18 protein-coding genes and 1 pseudogene are annotated in these 20,971 nt (G+C 70.5%); 10 read left to right on the top strand and 9 right to left on the bottom strand.

Annotated features, from left to right (window positions below; all coding sequences use genetic code 11):
- Positions 1–72 precede the first annotated feature (72 nt).
- On the top strand, positions 73–2,526 hold the full coding sequence (locus tag J7E87_RS17250; RefSeq protein ID WP_215094852.1) for an HAD-IC family P-type ATPase: 2,454 nt from the start codon (positions 73–75) through the stop codon (positions 2,524–2,526).
- 112 nt (positions 2,527–2,638) lie between these two features.
- Here J7E87_RS17250 and J7E87_RS17255 read toward each other — a convergent pair whose 3' ends face one another.
- The 4 genes from J7E87_RS17255 to J7E87_RS17270 all read right to left on the bottom strand — a co-directional run bounded on the left by J7E87_RS17255 (position 2,639) and on the right by J7E87_RS17270 (position 7,701).
- Positions 2,639–2,836, bottom strand: a complete 198-nt coding sequence (locus tag J7E87_RS17255; protein WP_215094854.1) for a YcxB family protein — start codon at positions 2,834–2,836, stop codon at positions 2,639–2,641.
- Positions 2,833–3,165 carry a hypothetical protein gene (locus J7E87_RS17260; RefSeq protein ID WP_215094856.1) on the bottom strand — a complete coding sequence of 111 codons (333 nt, stop codon included), beginning with the start codon at positions 3,163–3,165 and terminating at the stop codon, positions 2,833–2,835. Before J7E87_RS17260 ends, J7E87_RS17255 begins: the two co-directional genes overlap by 4 nt.
- A gap of 153 nt (positions 3,166–3,318) precedes the next feature.
- Positions 3,319–6,807 carry an ATP-binding domain-containing protein gene (locus tag J7E87_RS17265; RefSeq protein ID WP_215094858.1) on the bottom strand — a complete coding sequence of 1,163 codons (3,489 nt, stop codon included), beginning with the start codon at positions 6,805–6,807 and terminating at the stop codon, positions 3,319–3,321.
- Positions 6,808–7,113: 306 nt separating this feature from the next.
- Positions 7,114–7,701, bottom strand: coding sequence for an ATP-binding protein (locus J7E87_RS17270; protein WP_308312960.1), 588 nt, complete (start codon positions 7,699–7,701; stop codon positions 7,114–7,116).
- 176 nt (positions 7,702–7,877) lie between these two features.
- Here J7E87_RS17270 and J7E87_RS17275 point away from each other — a divergent pair, with 176 nt between their 5' ends.
- The 5 genes from J7E87_RS17275 (at position 7,878) to J7E87_RS17290 (ending at position 10,851) form a co-directional block, all read left to right on the top strand.
- Positions 7,878–8,792 carry a Scr1 family TA system antitoxin-like transcriptional regulator gene (locus J7E87_RS17275; RefSeq protein WP_215095192.1) on the top strand — a complete coding sequence of 305 codons (915 nt, stop codon included), beginning with the start codon at positions 7,878–7,880 and terminating at the stop codon, positions 8,790–8,792.
- The gene (locus tag J7E87_RS35105) at positions 8,755–8,883 is read left to right on the top strand and encodes a DUF397 domain-containing protein (protein WP_308312967.1); all 129 of its coding nucleotides are present in this window, start codon (positions 8,755–8,757) and stop codon (positions 8,881–8,883) included. The genes J7E87_RS17275 and J7E87_RS35105 overlap by 38 nt, the downstream gene beginning before the upstream one ends.
- Positions 8,884–9,158: 275 nt before the next feature.
- Positions 9,159–10,145, top strand: coding sequence for a hypothetical protein (locus J7E87_RS17280; RefSeq protein WP_251017573.1), 987 nt, complete (start codon positions 9,159–9,161; stop codon positions 10,143–10,145).
- 80 nt (positions 10,146–10,225) lie between these two features.
- Positions 10,226–10,381, top strand: coding sequence for a hypothetical protein (locus J7E87_RS17285; protein WP_215095218.1), 156 nt, complete (start codon positions 10,226–10,228; stop codon positions 10,379–10,381).
- A 14-nt stretch (positions 10,382–10,395) separates the two neighbouring features.
- Positions 10,396–10,851, top strand: coding sequence for a Tn3 family transposase (locus tag J7E87_RS17290; RefSeq protein WP_215095220.1), 456 nt, complete (start codon positions 10,396–10,398; stop codon positions 10,849–10,851).
- Between the two features lie 57 nt (positions 10,852–10,908).
- Here the strand turns inward: J7E87_RS17290 and J7E87_RS17295 are convergent, their stop codons facing one another.
- Genes J7E87_RS17295 through J7E87_RS17305 form a run of 3 tightly spaced genes read right to left on the bottom strand, consistent with a single transcriptional unit; the run spans position 10,909 to position 12,550 of the window.
- On the bottom strand, positions 10,909–11,523 hold the full coding sequence (locus tag J7E87_RS17295) for a DUF4865 family protein (RefSeq protein ID WP_215094860.1): 615 nt from the start codon (positions 11,521–11,523) through the stop codon (positions 10,909–10,911).
- Positions 11,524–11,547: 24 nt separating this feature from the next.
- Entirely contained in the window at positions 11,548–11,958 is a 411-nt protein-coding gene (locus J7E87_RS17300; protein ID WP_215094862.1) for a cupin domain-containing protein, read from the bottom strand.
- A gap of 16 nt (positions 11,959–11,974) precedes the next feature.
- Entirely contained in the window at positions 11,975–12,550 is a 576-nt protein-coding gene (locus J7E87_RS17305) for a TetR/AcrR family transcriptional regulator (protein WP_215094864.1), read from the bottom strand.
- Between the two features lie 368 nt (positions 12,551–12,918).
- Between J7E87_RS17305 and J7E87_RS17310 the strand changes: the two genes are divergently transcribed.
- The 3 genes and pseudogenes from J7E87_RS17310 (at position 12,919) to J7E87_RS17320 (ending at position 14,702) form a co-directional block, all read left to right on the top strand.
- Positions 12,919–13,728 (top strand): recombinase family protein, encoded by an 810-nt coding sequence (locus J7E87_RS17310; protein WP_308312961.1) that lies wholly within the window; start codon positions 12,919–12,921, stop codon positions 13,726–13,728.
- A gap of 469 nt (positions 13,729–14,197) precedes the next feature.
- Positions 14,198–14,308 (top strand): annotated as a pseudogene (locus tag J7E87_RS35110) (DUF433 domain-containing protein); the annotation flags it as partial.
- Between the two features lie 43 nt (positions 14,309–14,351).
- Positions 14,352–14,702, top strand: a complete 351-nt coding sequence (locus J7E87_RS17320) for a hypothetical protein (protein ID WP_251017601.1) — start codon at positions 14,352–14,354, stop codon at positions 14,700–14,702.
- Positions 14,703–14,938: 236 nt separating this feature from the next.
- On the opposite strand, the gene J7E87_RS17325 is transcribed toward J7E87_RS17320, so the two are convergent.
- A complete protein-coding gene (locus tag J7E87_RS17325) occupies positions 14,939–18,094 on the bottom strand; it encodes a sacsin N-terminal ATP-binding-like domain-containing protein (RefSeq protein ID WP_215094866.1) in 3,156 nt (1,051 codons plus the stop codon).
- Positions 18,095–18,318: 224 nt separating this feature from the next.
- Complete coding sequence (locus tag J7E87_RS17330; RefSeq protein WP_215094868.1) at positions 18,319–19,257, bottom strand: DUF3027 domain-containing protein; 939 nt, start codon at positions 19,255–19,257, stop codon at positions 18,319–18,321.
- 284 nt (positions 19,258–19,541) lie between these two features.
- On the opposite strand from J7E87_RS17330, the gene J7E87_RS17335 reads away from it, so the two are divergent.
- Entirely contained in the window at positions 19,542–20,909 is a 1,368-nt protein-coding gene (locus J7E87_RS17335) for an MFS transporter (RefSeq protein WP_251017575.1), read from the top strand.
- Positions 20,910–20,971 lie beyond the last annotated feature (62 nt).

A 20,971-nucleotide genomic window follows, 5' to 3' on the forward strand; every position in this document is an offset into this window, starting at 1 on the left:
CGCGTCCGACCGGGGTCTGACTTCGGCGCACTCGGCGGGTGAACCGGTCCTTCCGGCCGTACCGTCGAAACCATGACGCAGCGGGCGAGGATCGACACGAACGGCCCGGAGCCGCGCCGACCCCTCATCGACGCGGGAGCCGAGCTCGACCCCGTACACCCGATGAAGCTCCCCCTGTCAGCGATCGCGCCGCGCGGGCTGACGACGGCGGAGGTCGCCGAGCGGGTCGCGCGGGGCGAGGTCAACGACGTACCGGTCCGCTCCTCGCGCTCCACCGTCGACATCATCCGCGCCAATGTGTTCACCCGCTTCAACGCCATCATCGGCGTGCTGTGGGTGATCATGCTCTTCGTCGCGCCCATCCAGGACAGCCTCTTCGGCTTTGTGATCATCGCCAACACCGGCATCGGCATCATCCAGGAGCTGCGCGCCAAGAAGACGCTGGACGGGCTCGCGCTCATCGGCGAGGCCAGACCGACGGTGCGACGCGACGGCATGGCCGCGGAAATCTCCACCTCCGAGATCGTCCTCGGCGATCTCGTCGAACTCGGGCCCGGCGACAAGGTCGTCGTGGACGGCAAGGTGGCGGAGGCGGACAGCCTGGAGATCGACGAGTCGCTGCTGACGGGTGAGGCCGACCCGGTCGTCAAGCAGCCGGGCGACCAGGTGATGTCGGGGAGCTTCGTGGTCGCGGGCAGCGGGGCGTTCAAGGCGACGAAGGTGGGGCGCGAGGCATACGCGGCTCAGCTCGCGGAGGAGGCGTCCCGGTTCACGCTCGTCCACTCCGAACTGCGCAGCGGCATCTCGACGATCCTCAAGTACGTGACCTGGATGATGATCCCGACCTCGATCGGGCTCATCATCAGCCAGCTGGTCGTCAAGAACACCAACTTCAAGGACTCGGTGGCCAGGACCGTCGGCGGCATCGTGCCGATGATCCCCGAGGGGCTTGTGCTGCTGACCTCGGTCGCCTTCGCGATCGGCGTCATCCGGCTCGGCCGCAAGCAGTGCCTGGTGCAGGAACTGCCCGCGATCGAGGGGCTCGCGCGGGTGGACGTCGTCTGCCTCGACAAGACGGGCACGCTGACGGAAGCGGGCATGGACGTCGCCGAGCTGCGGCAGCTGAGCGGCTCGGACGAGACGTACATCCACAAAGTCCTGGGGGCGCTCGGCGAGTCCGACCCCCGGCCCAACGCGTCCCTCCAGGCGATCATCGACGCGTATCCCGACAGCAAGGACTGGCGCTGCACGGAGTCGATGCCCTTCTCCTCGGCGCGCAAGTACAGCGGTGCGAGCTTCAGCGAGGGCAACGGCGAGAGCTCCACGTGGCTGCTGGGCGCGCCCGATGTGCTGCTGCCGACGGGTGATCCGGCGCTGGCCGAGATCGACCAGCTCAACGAGCAGGGCCTACGGGTGCTGCTGCTCGCCCGGGCCGCGGGCGAGCTGGACGCGCCGGCCGTCACGGCTGGGGCCGAGCCGACCGCGCTGGTGGTGCTGGAGCAGCGGCTGCGGCCCGACGCCTCCGACACGCTGCGTTACTTCGACGACCAGAACGTCGCGGCGAAGGTCATCTCGGGCGACAACGCGGTGTCGGTGAGCGCGGTGGCCGGAAAGCTGGGTCTGGCCGGCGCGCGGAACACCGTGGACGCGCGCCGACTCCCCACGGAGCGGGCAGGGATGGCCACTGCCCTGGACGCCAACTCGGTCTTCGGCCGGGTCACCCCGCAGCAGAAGCGCGACATGGTGGGCGCGCTGCAGTCCCACGGCCACACCGTCGCGATGACGGGCGACGGCGTCAACGACGTCCTGGCACTGAAGGACGCGGACATCGGCGTCTCGATGGGCTCCGGCTCGGAGGCGACGCGCGCGGTGGCCCAGATCGTGCTGCTCAACAACAGCTTCGCCACGCTGCCTTCGGTGGTGGCGGAGGGGCGCCGGGTCATCGGCAACATCACCCGGGTCGCCACGCTCTTTTTGACCAAGACGGTGTACTCCGTGCTGCTGGCGATCCTGGTTGTGTGCAGCCAGGTCGAATACCCCTTCCTGCCAAGGCACTTGACGCTGTTGTCGACGCTGACCATCGGCGTACCGGCGTTCTTCCTGGCGCTGGCCCCGAACAAGGAGCGCGCGAAGCCGCACTTCGTACGCAGGGTGATGCGGTACGCGATCCCCGCGGGCGTGATCGCGGCGGCGGCCACCTTCGCCACGTATCTGCTGGCCCGCTCGCACTACAGCGGCCCGGGCGCACTGGACGCGGAGACGAGCGCGGCGACGCTGACGCTGTTCCTGGTCTCGATGTGGGTCCTGGCGATCATCGCCCGCCCGTACACGTGGTGGCGGGTGTGCCTGGTGGCGGCGATGGGGGCCTGCTTCCTGATCGTGCTGATGGTGCCGTGGCTGCAGCACTTCTTCGCGCTGAAGCTGGTGGGGACGACGATGCCGTGGGGCGCGGTGGGGATCGCGGCGACGGGGGCGGTGCTGCTGGAGGTGGCGTGGCGGGTGGTGGACCGGCGGTTCGCCGCGTAGGAGGGCTCTTGCCAGCAGTGCAGCACCTCCTCGGCGGCATGCGCCGAGATACGGGAAAGGGCCCGCACCGGTATCGTTGCGGGCCCTTTCCTTCAGGGCGGATTCCCTCGGGTCAGATCCGGGTGGCGTTCCGGTCGAGGACGGCCCGCAACCGGTCGGCGTCGGCCGGTTCCGCGGCGCCGCGCTTGGGGAGGACGACCAGGCCGACGCCGTACTTGTCGGGCGTCAGCAGGACGAACAGTTCGTCCGTCTCCGCGTACCGGGTGAGCATCGGCCACCGGTACGTCGTCTCGCTGTCACGCGAGGTCACCCGCACCCCGCCGTCGTCCACGAGGCCTGGAACTTCCCCTGCGGGGCGAGCATCCGGTGCACCTGCCGCCCCTGGAGGGTGGGAATCAGCCCGTACAGACCGACGAGCACGGCCAGCGCCGCGAGGCAGACCACCGTCGACCTGAGACTGGGCTCCCCCGGCGCCGCGAAGTTCAGCACAAGAGCGCCCAGCACAACGACCGCGCCGGCCAGGAGCACCCCGTTCTGCAGCCGCCCGGCCGGAGTGGCCCGCATCCGCGCGCGGAGCGCCCCCACCGAGTCCGCGGTCGTCGGCAGGTAGGCCAACTCCACTGCGCTCGTTTCCTGCACGCCCACTCCCCAGGTTGTCCGCTGTCGAGCCGCGATCGTAGCGGCGCCCTCCGACAGCCGGGCACCCAGGCACCCGGGGGCTACGGCGTCGCGTCGAACCAGCGGTCCCGCGCCAGTTCCTCCGTGCGGGACGGGTCCTCCAGCAGCGCCGCCTCAGGAAACATGCGCCGCCAGATCGACGCGGGCACCGAGCCCGGTCTCTTTCTCGTCACCGTCCCAGCCATCCAGCGTCCGCCACAGGACGTGTACACCGAACACCGCTCGCACGGTCTCCGCTGCCCACTCCTCAGCGGGCGACTCGGAGAGCACCAGGTACAGGCGGTCGGCGGACCGCGGCAGAGTGTGGTTCACCTCCAGCAAACGTGCTGCTCCGGCACGGAGGTCCGCGTACGTCGAACATCCGGAGCCGAGGACTTCATAGAGGAAGTGACCGTCCTGGCCTACCCGGCTGACGTCGACGACGGACGAATCGGACGGCCGCAGTCCCGCCCTCAGCAGGGCCGCCTTCAACTCGTACCGCACTGCTTCATGCGTGTTGCACTTCCGGTCGGACTCCGCTGCGACCGCCAGCTCGTGCTGAAGGGCCTGGCTCGCAATCGGACGTGGGCCGGCTGCCACTTCGTCGTCCTGCAAGGTGTCGGTGTGGTTCAACTCGTGCTCCTCCTGGGGTTCTTCGTTCGGTGAGCTGCCGTGTTCGGGCCGGTTGCCGTGTTCGGGCCGGTTGTCGAGTTCGGGTTCAGGCGCGGTGCCGGGGCGGCGCCGCAGGTTTTCGCGGGCTTCGGACAAAGGATCCGCCCAGCCGCTTCGCGCGAAATCGGTCAGGAGTGTCGTCCTCAGAACGGGATCCTCCGAAGAGACCGCGTCGCGTGTCCGCTGAGCAAGGTCCCGCAGGGCACCCAATCGGACCGCGTCAGGGGATCCGAGCAGCCGCCAGACACTCAGCCAGTCGGCCTGGTCCCGGCGCAGGCAGCGGTTCGCCATACCCTTCAGCTCCGACAGCCGAGCTGTGGCATCGGCCGGGACCGTGTCCCCGCGAGCCATGTCGCCCAGAACATCGAGCGCCGCCTCGTAGCGCGCTGCCATGCCGGCCGAGATGGGCTTGCGGCCGAAGTCGCTGGTCGAGACCATGCTTACCCGTGCTTCGTTACGGATCACCCAACCGTCCAGCTCGGATCCGACGGCGGGAGCCGGGGAGCCGTGGCGAAGGACGAGGAGGAGGGTGCGCTCCGTGTCGGGAAAGAGGGCCTGGACCCTCCAGTGGGAGCCGGGGCCGGGGCCGAGTACCCGGACCCGGACGCTGTCGCCGACCGCCAGGTCGCCCGCGCCGGATGTGCCGCCGCTTCCCGTCCCGGGGGATTCACCGGCCACCTCGGGAACGGACGGGGCGTCAACCGCATCATCGCTGCCTGAGATGAGGGCCTTCGGCAGCGGTGACGTGTGAAGGACGGTCAGGCTCTGCGTGCTGCGGGTCAGGGCCACGTACAGCTGGCGCAGACCGGCGGGTCCGCGGTCGGCGATGGCGGTCGGGTCCAGAACCAGAACGTGGTCGAACTCCATGCCTTTGGCCTGGGTCGTGGCCAGTACGGACACGTTCTGACGCCTCTCCGGCGTCATGCCGTCCGCCTGGTCGACCCCCCGGCGGACCTCTTCCCGCCAGTGGGAGTCGTCGGGCACGATGACGGCGACCGACCTCGGGGAGCGGCCGTCGTGGGTACCGACGAGGCGGGTCGCGCGGGTCACGGTGTCGTCCAGCAGCTCCCACGGCGTCGTCGGAACCTGCCGTACCGCTTCCCCGTCGGCCCGGCGCACAGCGACCGGGTACGGAAGCGAAGGGGCAACCGCCCGGGCCAGGGGAGCCACGAACTCCATGATCTGAGCGGGTACTCGGTAACTGGTGTTCAGCTCCGCCACACGCCAGTCGCCCTCGCCGGAAAGGAGCCCGCCCAACCGGTCCCAGTCAGCGTACGTGTGTGGACCGGTGGCCTGCGCCAAATCGCCGAGTACGGTCATCGAGCCGGTCGGGCAACGCCTCCGCAACGACCTCGCCTGCATCGGTGTCAGGTCCTGAGCCTCATCGACGACGATGTGCCGGTACCGCTGCGGGGTCTCACCGGCGATGAGGAAGCGCAGCTCCTCCAGACACACCAGATCGTCGAGCGTCCAGGCGTCCTCCGCCGCGCTTTCGGCCTTCGGCCTCTGCAACGCGGCCTGTTCACTGTCGCCGAGGATCTGCGACGCGCACTCCCGCAGCTTGTCGGGCGAGTTGAGCAGACTCCGCAGAGCTTCCTCGGGACTCAGCGCCGGCCACGTCCGGTCGACAAGCGCCGTGACCTGACGGTTGCGCTCGAGATCCCGACGCACCGTCGTATCCCGGCCACGCCGCGGCGCCAGCTCGACCAGTGCGCTCAGCAGACGGTCGACCACCAGTGTCCGGAAGCGGTCCCGGCGTGCGCGGTAGGCCCCAGTTCCCTCGCGCGCCTCGCGGAGAAGGCCGAGCACCTCCGAACGAGGCAGGCGCAGCGTTGTGCTGCCGATGGGGACGGTGAAGTCCGCCTCGTCCTTGTCGTGCGCGGGGGCGGTGGTGAGGGCATCCAGCGCTTCCGGTCTGCACTCGCTCTCGACTCGCCGTCGCAGGACGGTAGCCATCCGGTCGTCGGACTTGACGAGCCGCGCCTTGGGGGAGTCCGTGCCGCGGATGTCTCCCTGCCAGAGGCGGGAGAGCTGAACCGCGTTGACATTGCGGGTGCCGAGGGTGGGCAGCACCCTCCCCACGTACTCCAGGAAGGTCTGATGCGGTCCCACGACCAAGATGTCCTGCGCGCGGAAGTGGTCGTTGTTCACCAGCCAGGTCACGCGGTGCAGGCCCACCGCGGACTTTCCGGTGCCCGGACCACCCTGGATCACGAGCACGTCCGCGGGTGAGCCGGTGACCAGCGCCATCTGGTCCCGTCGGATCGTCTCGACGATGTCCCGCATCCGTCCGCTGCGGGACCGGTGGAGTTCCCGCAGCAGGAACTCGTCCACCTGTTGCGGCTTCTTCCTACGCCTGCGAACGATTCCCCGAGGTGACGGCACTCGAGAGGGCGCGGGGTCCTCGGCGGGGGCGGTCTCCGGAACGTCGTCGTCGGCGATACTCGGCAGAACCACTGTGTCATCGCAGGTGTCGGGCGCTGCCGCGCCCTGATCACCGGGCACTGAAGCCGGGGCGATCTCGTCCAGGTAGTCCTCGACCGTGCGCTGCACGCAGCGTAACTGCCGCCGCAGGAGCACCTCCCCGGGCGCTTCCGGCAGCGCGTTGTACCACTTCCTGGCCAACGGGTTCGTCCAGAGAACCACCATCTGGTCACGGGTCTCGACGTCGAACACGCTCCGCCGCCCGACATAGAAGGTCTCGGGCTTCATCTCGCCCGGTTCCTGCACATCCACCCTGCTGACGACCAGGGCCTCCCCATCCAGGCCGCCGTACTCCTCGGCCCTGGCCTCGGCTTCCTTGCGGGCGGCGATGGAGTCCTTGCCACTGGCCGCCGCAGAGGCGGGCGGATGTTCGGCCATCTCCGCGAGGCGGGCCTCGTAACAGTCGTAGGCTCGGTCCACGGCCTTCTGCTCGCCGGCGACGACCGCTTCCCGTGATGTCGTGCTCACGTGTATCCCCTCCAGACAGCGCACCGGCGCTGCTACGGGCTGGCGCCAGGAACCCCGGTCATAGGATTAGCAGAATTCAGTGGGCAAAGAGTGATCAATTGCCCAATCGGGCGACATGAGCTTTACTTCCGCCTGCCAGAGCTCCAACTGGCTTGCGGTAGGGCCGATCTCGTAGTGGCGGTAGCGGCAGCCCAGGCAGCGGAGCTTCGCTCGCGTGGGCATGGCCCCGATTGCGGACGTCGCAGCGAGCGGCGCGTCGGAGACCGCAGTTCCCAGTGCGGCGCGGAGGCAAAGGCGGCGCCCCGGTCACCGATGACCAGGGCTGTCGGGAGCTGACTTGGACAGAACGAGGTTGAATTCGCCCGAAGGCCCCCAGGGCTCCGTCGCGACTTCCGCCCAGACGACCTTGCCGATGGGAACACGCGGGGCCACACCCCAGCGGGCGGCCAGCACGTCCACGAGAAGCAGGCCGCGCCCCGACTCATCGTCGCTGGACGGCACAGGCGCATGGGTGGGGGGCCGGTCCGATGACGCGTCCGACACCTCGATACGGATCAGACGGCGCGGCACATCCCAGCCCACGCGAAGCTGGAAATCGCGCCCTGGCACTCGCCCGTGGCGTACCGAGTTGGTGGTGAGTTCCGCGACCAACAGCGCGACGGTGCAGGCGACGTCCGAGGCGGGCGGATGCCCCCACTCCTCCAGACGCCGCACTACGAGCCGCCGGGCGAGCTGCGCGCCTCGGGCTGTCGAGGTGAACTGCGCGGCGAACTCCTCGGGCGCGGACCCGTTTTTCTCCCCTGGGTCGCACGTTTCCCCGCCGAGCGGCAGTACCGCTGCTTCTTCCGTCTCGCGCTCCGGGCCGTCGCCCGGCATGGCCATGGTCTTCAGCACGTGCCGTCCATCCCAGTCCGTCGATTTCGCACGACCCACAGCGTGTACGGATCGTGACGTTCCGTACTCAAGCATCGACCGGCGCCCCTACGCTCGGAAGGTGACGAGGCCTTACGTCACAAGCTGTAAGGAACGGAAGTGAGCCCATGGCCAAAGGAATTCAGCCCGAGGAGTCGATGGCCGCGCTCTTCGGCTCACGTGTCCGCAGACTCCGTACGGCCGCCGGGCTGACGCAGGCCGAACTGGGCGCGAAGACGCATGTGGTGAGCACCCGGATCACGCAGATCGAGCGCTCGTCGGGGGCGAAACCGACGCTGGATCTGGCTCGGGCGCTCGACGCGGCCCTGGCTGCGGACAACCTGCTGGTCGACCTGTGGCCCTATGTCTACCGGGAGGCATTCCCCGACTGGTCGCGGGCGTTCATGGCGCACTCGGCGAAAGCCGTGTCCATCGGGCAGTACGCGGCGCACGTAGTGCCGGGCCTGTTGCAGACCGAGGACTACGCGCGGGCCGTCCTGAGCGTCGGCCGCTCGCTCACCGGCGAGGAGCAGTTGGAGGAGCGCGTTGCCGCCCGGCTCGCGCGACAGGAACGGCTCGGTTCGCCCGACCGCCCGGACCTGTGGGTGGTCCTGGACGAGGCCGTACTGCGTCGTCCGGTCGGCGGGCGGGACACCATGCACGGCCAGTTGGCCCGGCTGCTGGAAGCGACTACCGAGCCCCACATCACCGTGCAGGTGCTCCCCTTCGACCAGGGCGAGCACGACGCGTTGGGTGGCTCCCTGACCGTTCTGACGCAGCCGGATGGCTCCGAGGTCGCCTACACGGAGGGCGCGCACTACGGCCAACTCGTCGAGGATCCAGCCGAGGTCAGGCGCTTCACGGTGTCCTACGATCGGCTTCGGGCGGCAGCGCTGCCCCCGCTCATGTCGCTCGGCATGATCCGATCCGTGATGGAGGGCAACCACCGTGGCGCGAATGTCCCGTCCCGATCTGAACGGCGCCGCCTGGCGCAAGAGCAGCTACAGCAATCAGGAGGGGGGCGACTGCGTGGAGGTGGCGGACGGATTCCCCGGCGTCGTGCACGTCCGTGACAGCAAGGCCCCGCACGGTCCCGCGCTGTTCCTCTCGGCAGCCTGCTGGGCTTCATTCATAGGCCAGTTGAAGCCCGGCCACCGGGACTGAGTGGGCCGGGAACCGGCTCGCGAAGCGGCCTTCCCGAGCCGCCGGAACCTCGCGCGCGGGGGTCCGGCGAGCCACGAACTCCCCCAAAGAACCTGGAGTAAAGAACCACCTGCCCTCCCTCCCCTCCCCCTCGTCACCCGGAAGGGTGACCGGCTTGCGGGGGCGGGAAGCGGGCGGTTACGTTCGCCGCAACAACCCCAGACATATGACGGCCCCCGGCCAGGACGGCAATCCTGATCGAGGGCCTCACCGATCAGGAAGAGATCCACTTCCCGATGGCTGAACCGCAGTCTAACGCGCCCCTGCGCGCCCCCACCGGAGCACCGACCTCCGGCGTGATCCACGTCCGCACCCGCCTCACCGCCGACTTCACCGTGATCGCCAACGCCCTTGCGCAGCGGCGCGGAAGCGCGGTCACGGTCGGCGTCGCGGCCTACATCCTCTCGCTGCCGGACGGCGCACCCGTCCGCATCGACGCGCTGTGCGAGCACTTCACCGAGGGCGAGATCCTCATCTCCCGGGCGCTCAGGGAGCTGGAGGCCGACGGCTATCTGGAGCGGCGGCGAGAGCGCGGTCCCGGCGGCGTGCTTCGTACGAGAACGTACTTCTACGACGTGCCGGGACAGGGCGACCCCACGCCGACGCCTCCGGTGCCGCCACGGCCCCGGAGGCCCACGCGGGAGCAGCCACCCGCGCCGGGGCCCCGACCCGATGCCGCATCGGACGCGAAGCCCGAGGCGACCGCGCCCGCACGAGGTCCGGTCCCCCCACCGTCACCCGAAGCCGCGGGCGCACCGCCCATCCCACCGTCACCCGACCCCGAAGCCGCGCTTCTTCCCCCGCTGACGGAGCCCGACCCGAAGGCCGTTGTCATCCTCGCCTCGCTGCGCATCCGCGACCGCCGGCTGATCCTGTCCCGACGGGAGGTCGCCCAGCTCGCCCCGGCCGTCGCCCAGTGGCTCGCCCAAGGCGCCGGACCCGAGGAGATCACCGACCTGCTCACCACCGGACTCCCGGCCCGATTGAGCGCGCGACCGGCCCGCATCCTGGCCTTCCGACTCCGCGACCTGCCCGTCGCCGCACCCGCCCAGGCCGCCGCACCCGACACACCTCCCGTCCTGCCCTGGCAGACCTGCGACGGCGGCTGCGAACGCGCCTTCCGCGCCGCCGAACCCGGTCGCTGCCGTGACTGCCCGCCGGACGATGTGCCCACGCCGGACCCGGCGATCACCCGCGCCGATCGCCTGCCGGCGGCGTGCTGAGCGAGGCGTGTGTCGCCGCTTCCTCCGTGGGAGCCTGGTTGTGTGACGATGCGGAACCTGACAGCAACGGGAGGTGGATCATGGTCGACAGGTTCACGGACGGGCTCCTCACGCCTACGGAAACGTCCTCCTACCTTGAGATTCCGTCGTCGACTCTCACCTCCTGGCTGAAGGGCAGGGCCGCCGGAGCCCCTCTCGTGCACCAGGTGGAGCAGCGCGACCGCAGGCCCGCGTAGCTACTCAGCGCTACATGACGGGTGGCGGCAGCTATACGAGAACACGGCCTACTTCATTCGTCTGCGACTACCTCGCCGACGTTGGGATGCGCCAGGAGATTCACGAGGGGTTGCAGGTGGTGGAGAACTGGAACTCTGCGAACAAGGACCTCTTCTACGGCAAGGACGGCGACCTGGCCGGTGCGGACAAGGAATCCCAGGAGGTCAGTATGCTCGCGCTGCACCTGCTCCAGTCCGCGCTGGTGCACGTCAACACGCTGCTGATGCAGGAGGTCCTGGCCGATCCGAAGTGGGCGGACAAGCTCACCGACGCGGACCGCCGGGCGCTCTCCCCGCTGTTCTGGACCCATGTGAATCCGTACGGCCGGTTCGAGCTGGACATGAACAGCCGCCTGGACCTGGACCTGGCCGCCATGACGGTGCCCGGTCCGCGCGGTTCGCAGGGCGAGGCCGCAGCAGTGACGGTGTGACATCGGCCCGAAGGCCGCACCGATGTCACACCGTCACCGCTCTGCGGGCGTCAAGCCTTACCAGGCTTGTCCTTCCGGGAGGCGGGCCATGCCGGGAGCGGACAGGTGCAGTACCTCGTAGCATTCGGTGGCTGCCTCGTCCGGTGCCACAGCGTCCTCCCACAGGACGAACCGCATCAGCTGCCAGGACCCGGGGTCAAAGGCCAGGGCGACGGTGTGTACGTCTTCGCGGCGGGCGATCCCGGGAAGCTCCTCGACCTCCCGTTCGATCAGCGTTGCCAGGCCGAGGCCGGTCGCGTCGGGATCAGAGTCGGCAGGGATCGAGGTGAGGCGACGCGAGGCTGCCCAGGGGAATGCCGTACGGGCGGGGCCGGCATGGCAGGCGATGCCGGCCCAGTGGCGTGCGGCAGGGCGCCCGAAGTCGCGGACAATGTTCTGGAATCCACCCTTGCCGACGAGGAAGTGGGCCATCGCGCTGGTGTCGTTCCACAGGTAGAAGGGCGCGTACTGATTGACCGGCGAGCCGTCGATGCCGCGCTCGCGGATGACGTACGCCTTCAGGCCCAGTCCGGCGCGGTCGTCGAGGACGTGGCCGCCGGCGGCCACCCGCTTGCGGATGATCTCCATGTCGTAGTCGGCGGGCAGGGTGATCTCGTACTGCTTGGCGTACATGAAAGGTGCTGCCTTTCTTGATGGTCAGACGGTCGGCGGTCCGGCGAGGTATTCGGTGTCGGTCACGGTTGCGCCGCGTTCGGCTTCGGTGCCGTCCCCGGCAACCTCCTGGATGGCCAGGTGGGTCATGAAGGTGGTGGGAGCGGCCCCGTGCCAGTGCCACTCGCCCGGGGCGATGCGCACGCTGTCGCCGACGCGGATGGTTTCCAGCGCTCCGCCGCGACGTTGGACGAGTCCGGCTCCCTGGATGACGTGCAGCAACTGCCCCAGGGGGTGGCGGTGCCACACGGTCCGGGCTCCGGGGGCGAAGTGGACGCTGTCGACCCGCACGCGCGAAGGACCTTCAGGTACGGCGATCTCCTCGACCCAGGCGGCTCCGACGACCCACTGAGGCGGTGCGGCGGCACTGACCGGTGGAAGGCGAGAAACATGCATAAGGGCGAAACTCCCTCTACTTGTCGGCGATCGAGGTATGCGCGGCCAGCAGCCCCAGCACCCCCGTGATCGCTTGGTCGAACGGGGCCACGGAGTCGGCGGCGCGGGCCAGCACATAGCCGCCCTGCAGAACCGCGACGATCGTCGCTGCGGTGGCCTGCGGGTCCAGCGCGGCGTCCAGCTCGCCGCCTCCACGTCCCTCGGCCACGACCTCGGCGAGACGTCCGCGCAGCCAGGCAAGGGTCTCCTCAACGGGTGCCCGCAGGGCCGGGTCGGCCATGAGGTCCGGATCCTGGGTGAGACCTCCGATCGGGCAGCCCTTGAGGACCTCCCGCTCGCGGAGCAGATACGCGGTGATCCGTTCCGCGGCGGTACCAGGAGCGGAGAACTGCGCTTCAGCCTTGGCGCGCATTTCCTCAGCGGTACGGCTGATCGCGGCGAGTGCCAGATCAGGCTTGCCCGCGAAGTGGTGGTACATACTGCCTTGTCCGGCTCCGGCCCGCTGCTGGATGGCCTTGGGGCTGGTAGCGGCGTAGCCGCGCTCCCACAGCAGTTCCCGGGTGCTTTCGATGAGACGTTCCGCAGTACTCATGCAACGATTGTACATACTAGTAGGTACAGCTACGGTGGAGCTTGGTCCTCAGTCAGTCGTGGACTTCACAAACGACCCTTTCCCGGAGCAAGATCGAAAATGATCGGCGGGAGCGGTCCGGATCGCGGATTTACTGTCACAACTCGTTCTCACTCAAAAAGTGGAACCAGGCACGTTCTGAGAAATGTTTGTGACAGCATCCGGGGTCATGACGGACCCTCAAACCGCACCCACGTCCGAAGCGGACGACGTCGAGCGCCACCCCTGCCCACGCTGTAACGCGTCGCCAGGCTCACCCTGCCGCTCGCGCTCCGGCGCGGTCGCCGGGACCTTATCACACCGGCCGCTTCACCAAGGTGCCCCGGCTCGTGAAACTCCTGCGCATGCCCACCCCCGCCGACCGCGGGCCCGGCCAGCCGTGGCGGCCCGGCACCCCGGCGCCCGCGCCCGTCGACCCCGACACCCCGAGCGCCGACATCCGCATCGGATACGCCCGATGCTCGACCCTCACCCAGGAACTCCAGACACAGCTCGACGCGCTCGCGGCCAAACGCATTCCCCGCGACAAGATCTTCGCCGAGAAGATCAGCACCCGGGTCCGGGTCCGCCCGCAGTTCGAGGCCGCACTCACTGCCGCCCGGGAGATCAAGGCCCACGCCCCGCACTGCCGGGTCATCTTCACGGTGTACGAGATGAAACGCCTGGGGCGCGATGCCGCAGAGCTGACAGCCCTGGCCGATCACCTCACCGCCCACGGCCTGGTGCTGGAGATGCTCGCCGGACCCCTCCAGGGGATGTACGACCCCAGCGGTCCAGGACGCTTGCTGTTCGGGTTCTTCGCCGCGATGGCCGAGACCGAACGCGAGAACATCCGCGAGGCCACCCTCGAAGGACTCGACACCGCGGCCCGCAAGGGCAACCACGGCGGCCGGCCCCCGGTCATCACCGACGACATGCTGCACACCGTGCTCCGCCGCCGCGCGAACGGCGAGACCGTCGAGGACATCCAGCCCGACCTGCTCATCCCCACCGGCCGCCGCAAAGGACAGAGCCCCAGCCTCTCCAGCATCTACCGGGCGCTGGCCGAGCACGAGAAGACCCAGGCGTACCCGGAGGCCATCGAGACGGCGCACGCCGACTTCGCCGCCCTCCAGCAGCGCGACCGCAGGCCCGCGTAGCTACTCAGCGCTACATGACGGGTGGCGGCCAGCTATACGAGAACACGGCCGTGGAGCCCGTGCGTAAAGGCCAGCCCTCGGTGCTGTTCATCGCCGTGGCCGAAGCCCATGTCCTGCGCTCGCTGCGCTCCCTCGGTCTGCGGATGAGCGAGATCAGGGAAGCGGCAGCCACGGTGCGGGACGCCTTCGACACGCCTTACGGCCTCGTCTCGAAGCGGATCGCCACCGACGGCGTGGACATCTTCGGCGAGCACGGTTTCGGAGATCTGCGCAGAGCCCGGGACGGACAGGCCCCTATCCACGGGGTGGTGTCCAAGTACCTCCGCTACCTGACCTGGGAGGCTGACGACGATTTCCCTTCGAGTCTGCGGCTGAGGCAGTACCCGGATTCCGTTCCGGTAGTGATTGACCCGAGGTTCGGCCGCGGTCTGCCTGTCATCGCGGCCACCGCGTCCCGGTCAAGTCCGTCACGGACCTCTGGGAAGCCGGAGAGACCGTCGAGGACATCGCCTACGAGTTCGACATGGCCCCTGAGCAGGTTGACTTGCTGTGCCACGCAGTGGTGCGACTTGCCGCCTGAGTTCTTCCTCGACCGCAACCTCGGGCGGCGCGTCGCGGAGGAGTTGAGGGCACGCGGCTGGGCGGTTCATTGCATCGTCGACGTCTTCCCGGCAGACGCACAGGACATCCCCGACGAGGAATGGATCGCTCACGGCCTCGACCAGTCCTGGGTCCCACTGTCGAAGGAGGCCGGATCAAGACACGGGACCTGGAGATCCAGCACGTATCAGACCGTGCGGCGGTGCTCTTCTACCTCGACAACCAACAGTTGCGCAGCATCGAGATGGTCGAACGGCTCGACGCACACCGCAACGCGATGTACCGGGCCATTGAGAAGGGCGGTCCCGCCGCCTATGCCGTACGGCATGACCGCCTTGAGCGCACGTGGCCGTGACGGCGGGCTGCCGCGCTGACGGCACCGCCGCTCAACTCACCCGTGCCGGACTGATCGCCGACCTCAACAGACGAGCCGGCCCACGGCAGCCCGCCTGATGACGACTACTTGGCGCCGGGTGCCCAGGTTATTGCGGATGTCCGCGACGAGAGCCCGGGATCCGTGCTGTAGCCACGGTCGACATCTCACGGCCACCGTCCACCTGCCGTCCGGGCGCCACGGGAGAACGCCCCGCACCCGCGCCGCAGCGTCCGGCTACCGCGTCTCGTCGAACCAGCGTGCCGTGGCCAGTTCCTCCGTGCGGGACGGGTCCTCCAGTAGCGCCGCCACCTCGAAGCGGCGTGGCCACTGGCCCGCCGACCACGCCAGGCCCGCCGCCACGCCCTCCACCGTGGACGCGTGGATCACGCCTTCCGGGGTGCGGCGCCACTCCAGTTCCGTGCCGCCCGCGATCAGTTCCTCGTGTTCGACGTACGTCGCCGGCGTGGCCGGGCCGAGGAGGACGTGGACCGATTCGGGGACCTCGTGCTCCTCGCCCTCGGTCGTCACCTCCGCCGCGACCGTCTCGCTCAGGCGGCGGACCTGGAGCAGTTCCGCCAGTTCCGCCGCGCGCGAGGGGCTCACCGGAAGCAGCGACAGGCCCGCGGTCAGCGGGAGCAGATCCGGCGCGTCCGCGATCACCGCGTCCGCCGCGTCGACCACGCGGACCTCGCCGTCCACGACCGCGCGCAGGTCGTCGGGGAGCGTGACCTGTTCCGGGTCGAGGTCGGCCAGGGCGGTGTACAGGGCGTGGAGTTGGGCCGGGCGCACCGGGCGGTCCGGGTCCGCGAGGCGGCCGAGCAGTTCCGCCGCGCCGCCCGGCTCGTCGAGGAGCGCTGCGACCGAGGTGCGTACACCCAACGCCCGCAGCACCTGCGCGTCGTCGAAGCCCGTCGCGTCCACGGCCTCGTAGAGCCCGGCCAGCAGCGGGTCGCCGCCCGCCGCCCGCAGGCCCGCCGGGCGGCGGCCGTTCAGGACCGGATGGTCCCGCAGCCACCACGCCGTGTACGGGCGCACAGTCTCGGTCGTACCGTCCGGCAGCAGGATCCGTACGGACTGGGTCACCGCGTCCCGCAGCGGCGGCTGCGCCAGCAGGGCCAGCGCGCGGGGCCAGCAGTCGTCGTCCACCAGGTCCAGGTCACGCACCGCGACGAGCTCCGTGGCGACCGGCGGCACCGGAGTGTCCGGCAGCCGGTCGAGCACGTCCTCGCACCAGACGTCGACCGCGTCCAGCAGCCCCGCGTCGTCGGGCTCCGCGAAGTCCCCGTCGCGGGGCTCCAGTTCGTCCGGGTCGAGGACGACGTCCGTGGCCCGTACGAGCGCGAAGTTCGCCAGCACACCGCACGCGGCGAGCGGCTGCTCGCCCCACCGCTCGGCCAGTTCGGCGTCGCACAGCGCCAGTTCGTCCTCGCGCATCACGGAGGCGAACGGGCTGCCGGGCAGCACCAGTTCACCCGCGGGCGCGAGCTCCCCGTCCTCGTCCGGCAGCGCCAGCGCGCCCAGCCACGGCTCGTCGCCGGGCTCCAGGCCCGCGTCCCGTACCAGGGCGAGCACCGTCTCGGCGAGCTCCTCCGCGTCCGGCGGGCCGTCCCCGTCTCCGTCGTACCAGACCTCGCCCGCGTCCAGCGAGCCCGCGACGGCGACCCGGACCTGCGGCGTCGTCAGCACGGCGCGCGGCGTCGCGGGCAGCGCGCCCAGCTTCTCGAGGATCGGGTGGGCGGCCTCGGGATGGACGACCTTCAGGCCCAGCCGGGCCAGGTGCGGTGGCGTATCGGCCAGCGGCAGCAGCGTCTGGCGCGGCCCGATCGTCGTGCGGCCGTCGGCCAGCGGCACGGGCAGCCCGGACAGCCGGTCCGGATCGACACCGGCGAGGCTGTCGTACAGCCGCTGCCACCAGCCGGGCTCGCGCTCAAGACCCGCCAGCCGGTCGATCGCCTCGGTCAGCGGCACCCGCGCGACGCCGAGCGTACGCAGCTCGACCCGGCGCTCAAGGCCCGCGGGCAGCAGACTCTGCATCACCTCGGCCAGTACGCGTACGGTCTCCGCGCCCGCGCCCTCCAGGACTTCCGCCTCGATCGGCCGCAGGCCGGCGGGGCTCTCGCGCTCGGGCAGACCGGTGTCCTCGCGGGACTTGTCGCGCGGGGCGGCCGCCTCCAGGAACGCCGTGCGCGGCAGCAGCTGAAGGATCGCCGCCCGCAGCGCGCCGTCCAGCTCGCCCTTGCCGAGCGGTCCCGGCACCAGGTCGATGGTGCCGACGCTCACCGGCTGCCAGTCGCCGAGCAGTTCGGCGTACGAGTCCGCGGCACGCCGCACCAAGAAGTCGGTGAGCGGCCCGGGTGCGGGATGCCGGCGGGTGGGGTCCAGCGGCAGCGAGGCGATCAACAGCGCGGGTACACCGAGGGGTTCGTCGGTCGGCGTCGGCGCGTGCACCACCGGGGCGGTGCGCGGCCGGGCGGGCGCGCCCTCGTCGTCCACGGGCACGGCCCAGGTGACGCTCCAGTACGGCCGCAGCCGCTCCTCGACGGGCCGGTCCGCGAGCAGCGCGGGCTCGAGGGAGCCGCCGTGACTGACGACCCGCCAGCGCCGGTCGCCCTGGGTGCTGTCCTGGATGTGTACGTACGCCCCGTGCACGGAGCGCCTCAACTCCCGTACGCCGGAGGAGGTTTCGATCACGATCTCGGCGAGTCCGGGCAGCGTGAGCAGCAGCGCGTCGTCGATCCCGGCGAGCAGCCGCTCCACCATGTCGATGGCGGCGCCGTCCCGCAGCGGCAGGACGACCACGGTGTCGTACCCCTCGGGAGCCGTGCCCTCGGCGGGCAGCGGCAGCCGCAGCAGCGGTACGTGCCCGTCGCGTCGGCGCAGCTCGTCGCCGAGCCCCGGGCTCGCCTGGGCTGCCTGCTGGGTCAGTTCCCGGGCCTCCGCGAGCGACCAGCGCACACCGCCGTGCCGGCCGATGACGGCGGGCTCGTCGCTCACCGCGAGTACGGCCGCGAAGCCGACGCCGAAGCGGCCGACTGCGGACTCGTTGTCCTCGCGTTTGGCCGAGGCGCGCAGGGTGCTCAGGGACTCGACGCCGGTCGCGTCCAGGGGGGCGCCGGTGTTCGCGGCGACGAGGACGGCAGGGTCGGTGGCGGTGCCGGGCCGCAGGGTCAGCCGGAGCCGGCCCCGCACGCCCGCACGCGCGGCCGCGTCGGCGGCGTTCTGCGCCAGCTCCACGACGAGGCGGTCCCGGTAGCCGCCGAGCGCCAGGTCCTCCTCGGCGTTGGCGTCCTCCCGGAAGCGGGCGGGACTGGCCCCCCACGCGTCGAGCACCCCGCGCCGCAGCCGCGCCGTCCCGAACGGGTCGGCCCACTCGGTCGTCCTGACGCCCACGCTGTGACTCCGCTCTTCCGGTTGACCCGCGTATGTGCCTGTGCGGCCGAAGGTACCCCGGTGCGGCGGGTCGTGGTGAACGTGGGCCGGGGGACGTCGGTGGTTACTGTCCGGTCCCGTCTCGCGGATGAACCGGGAAGCGGCCCGGCCTCGTCCTGGAAACGCCGGACGGGCTTGAGGCCAAGCCCGTCCGGCGTTCGAGGACACAGAGCCCACAGAGAGAGCTAGGAGTGGCCGAGATCCTCCGTGCCGTCCGGCTCCGAGTCGACCGAACCGTCGTCGCGGGCCGGACGCAGCAGGAACTCGTCCGTGCCCATCGAGTCGAAGACATGCGGCGCCGCCTTCGGCGTCTTCGGCATCACGGCCGCCTCGGAGTGCGCGCCGCAGCCGTACGTCAGGGACACGACGTGCCCGTCCGCCGGTGAGAACTCGTTCGCGCAGATGCCGAAGGCCTGCCGTAGGGAGCCCGCCAGCGGAACGAGGAAACCGCAGGTCGCGCAGGTCGCGGGGGCCGCCTGCGCCATGGGGGTCTGCGCGCCGAAGGACTCGTCCCAGCGGTCCGCGGCGGCGTGCAGCCCGTACCGGGACAGCACGCGGGCCCGGCGCATGCCGAGTTCCTCCGCGAGCGACGCGATCGCACCGCGGCCGTTGGCGATGGTGGCGTCGACGGGCCTGCGCTCGGTGAGTTCCGCGTCCTCCGCCTCGACGCGCTCGGCCAGGTCGTGGGACGGCGGCACGGTCTCCGCGACCACGGAATTCGGCGGGGGCACGTCCTCGCCCGTGAAGCCGGGCTCCAGCCGCAGATCCTCCGCCTCGGTGGGCAGCAGATCACCGGGGCCCATGTCGCCGGGCCGCAGCCGCTCGCTCCACGGCACCCACTCGGGCGCGAGCAGCGAATCGGGGCCGGGGAGCAGGACGGTTTCGGCCAGCGTGACGTTCTTGGCGCGGGAGGCCCGCATGACGGTCACCGCCCAGCGCCAGCCGCGGTATCCGGGTTCCTTGGCCTCGAAGTAATGCGTGACGACTCGGTCACCCTCCGAGACAAGGGATACATGCTCGCCGACCACTCCCGGGGCGGCGGCATCCTCGGCCGCCGACCGGGCAAGGTCTACCGCCTCGGCGCACAGGCGGTCAGGGGTACGGCTTCGCGTCGCAGCACTCACAGGTCTCGCTTCTCTCCTACGCCGTCTCACGGGTGCGCCGGCCGATTCGTGAGGGACGGGCCGCGAGCGGAGCGGACCGGGGGGCCGCATCGACGTCCGCGCCCAGACCAACCTGTCTCGGGCACACCTATCGTCATCCATTCTGCGGGATGCCGACGAGGCGCGCGGCCGAGAACAACCGCCGGTGGCGCGCTACGCACGCTACCCCCTCTGCCGCTCCCCGCCCACCTGCCCGCCCCAACAAGGGGCGAACAACCCGGCACCTCGGTTCGGCTGGGCGGGGGTTGGGGCACTATGACGGGGTGGCAGCCGCGAGTTCGTCCGAAGAACCCGGCCGGCTCGGAAGAGCAGGCCGGGCGGTCGGCCGTGCCCTGCATCTTCCGTTCACCGGCACGGCGCGCGGCATCCGCAAGGCTACCCATGCCCACGGCGCGGGCGAGTCCGGCCTGGGCAAGCTGATCGAACTGCACGCGGTGAACGGCGCGGGCGATGTCATGATCACCGTCGCGCTCGCGTCCACGGTTTTCTTTTCCGTGCCGACGGACGAGGCACGCGGCCGGGTCGCGCTCTACCTCGCCGTCACGATGGCGCCCTTCACTCTGCTGGCCCCGGTCATCGGCCCGCTTCTGGACCGCATCCCGCACGGCCGCCGCGCGGCGATGGCGGGCGCGATGCTCACTCGCGCGCTGCTCGCGCTGACCATGTCGGGGGCGGTGGCGACGGGCGGGCTCGAGCTGTATCCGGCGGCGCTGGGCGTGCTCGTGGCGTCGAAGGCGTACGGAGTGGTGCGCAGCGCGGTCGTACCACGGCTGCTGCCGCCGGGCTTCTCGCTGGTCAAGGCGAACTCGCGGGTGACGCTGGCGGGGCTGCTGGCGACGGGCGTCGCGGCGCCGATCGGGATCGGGCTGCAGCAGGTCGGGCCTCAGTGGCCGCTGTACGGGGCGTGCGCGCTGTTCATCCTCGGCGGGTACTGGGCGTTCACGATGCCGCCCAAGGTGGACTCGGCGAAGGGTGAGCGCAAGGCGCACATGCTCACGCACGGGGAGAAGAAGCCCAGTCTGCGTACGGTCGGGCCGTCCGTACTGCACGGGCTGCAGGCGAACGCGGCGTTCCGGGCGCTGTCCGGGTTCCTGATCTTCTTCCTGGCCTTCCTGCTGAGGGAGCATCCGCTGCCGGGGCAGAGCGCGGCGGTCTCGCTGGGGATAGTGGGTGTCGCGGCGGGCGTGGGCAACGCGCTCGGCACGGCGGTGGGGGCGTGGCTGAAGGCTCGCGGCCCGGAGGTGATCATCGCGACGGTGCAGGCGGTGGTGCTGACCGCGGCGATCACGACGGCGGCGTTCTTCGGCGCGGGCATGGTGGCGGTCCTGGGCGCGACGGCGGGCCTGTGCCAGGCCCTGGCGAAGCTGTCCCTGGACGCGCTGATCCAGCGGGACGTCCCCGAAGAGGTCCGCACGTCGGCGTTCGCACGCTCGGAGACCCTGCTCCAGATGGCCTGGGTGGTGGGCGGCGCGATCGGCATCGCACTGCCGCTGAACGGCACGCTCGGCATGTCGGTGGCGGCGGGGATCGTGGCACTGGGATTCCTGACGACGATCCGCGGCCTGCTGGACGCGGCCCGAAGGAGCAGCACACCGCGAGCGCGGGTGGCGTAGGCAGCGCGGGCGTATCCCTGCGGGGGTGGCGTAGGCAGCGCGGGCGCGTATCCCTGCGGGCG

Source organism: Streptomyces sp. ISL-1, assembly GCF_018614585.1.
Classification (GTDB): Bacteria; Actinomycetota; Actinomycetes; order Streptomycetales; family Streptomycetaceae; genus Streptomyces; species Streptomyces maoxianensis.

Coding starts and splice junctions, on each gene's coding strand:
- J7E87_RS17250 (WP_215094852.1), top strand. CDS start 73: ATGACGCAGCGGGCGAGGATCGACACGAACGGCCCGGAGCCGCGCCGA.
- J7E87_RS17275 (WP_215095192.1), top strand. CDS start 7,878: ATGGCCGCGCTCTTCGGCTCACGTGTCCGCAGACTCCGTACGGCCGCC.
- J7E87_RS17280 (WP_251017573.1), top strand. CDS start 9,159: ATGGCTGAACCGCAGTCTAACGCGCCCCTGCGCGCCCCCACCGGAGCA.
- J7E87_RS17285 (WP_215095218.1), top strand. CDS start 10,226: ATGGTCGACAGGTTCACGGACGGGCTCCTCACGCCTACGGAAACGTCC.
- J7E87_RS17290 (WP_215095220.1), top strand. CDS start 10,396: ATGACGGGTGGCGGCAGCTATACGAGAACACGGCCTACTTCATTCGTC.
- J7E87_RS17295 (WP_215094860.1), bottom strand. CDS start 11,523: ATGTACGCCAAGCAGTACGAGATCACCCTGCCCGCCGACTACGACATG.
- J7E87_RS17300 (WP_215094862.1), bottom strand. CDS start 11,958: ATGCATGTTTCTCGCCTTCCACCGGTCAGTGCCGCCGCACCGCCTCAG.
- J7E87_RS17305 (WP_215094864.1), bottom strand. CDS start 12,550: ATGAGTACTGCGGAACGTCTCATCGAAAGCACCCGGGAACTGCTGTGG.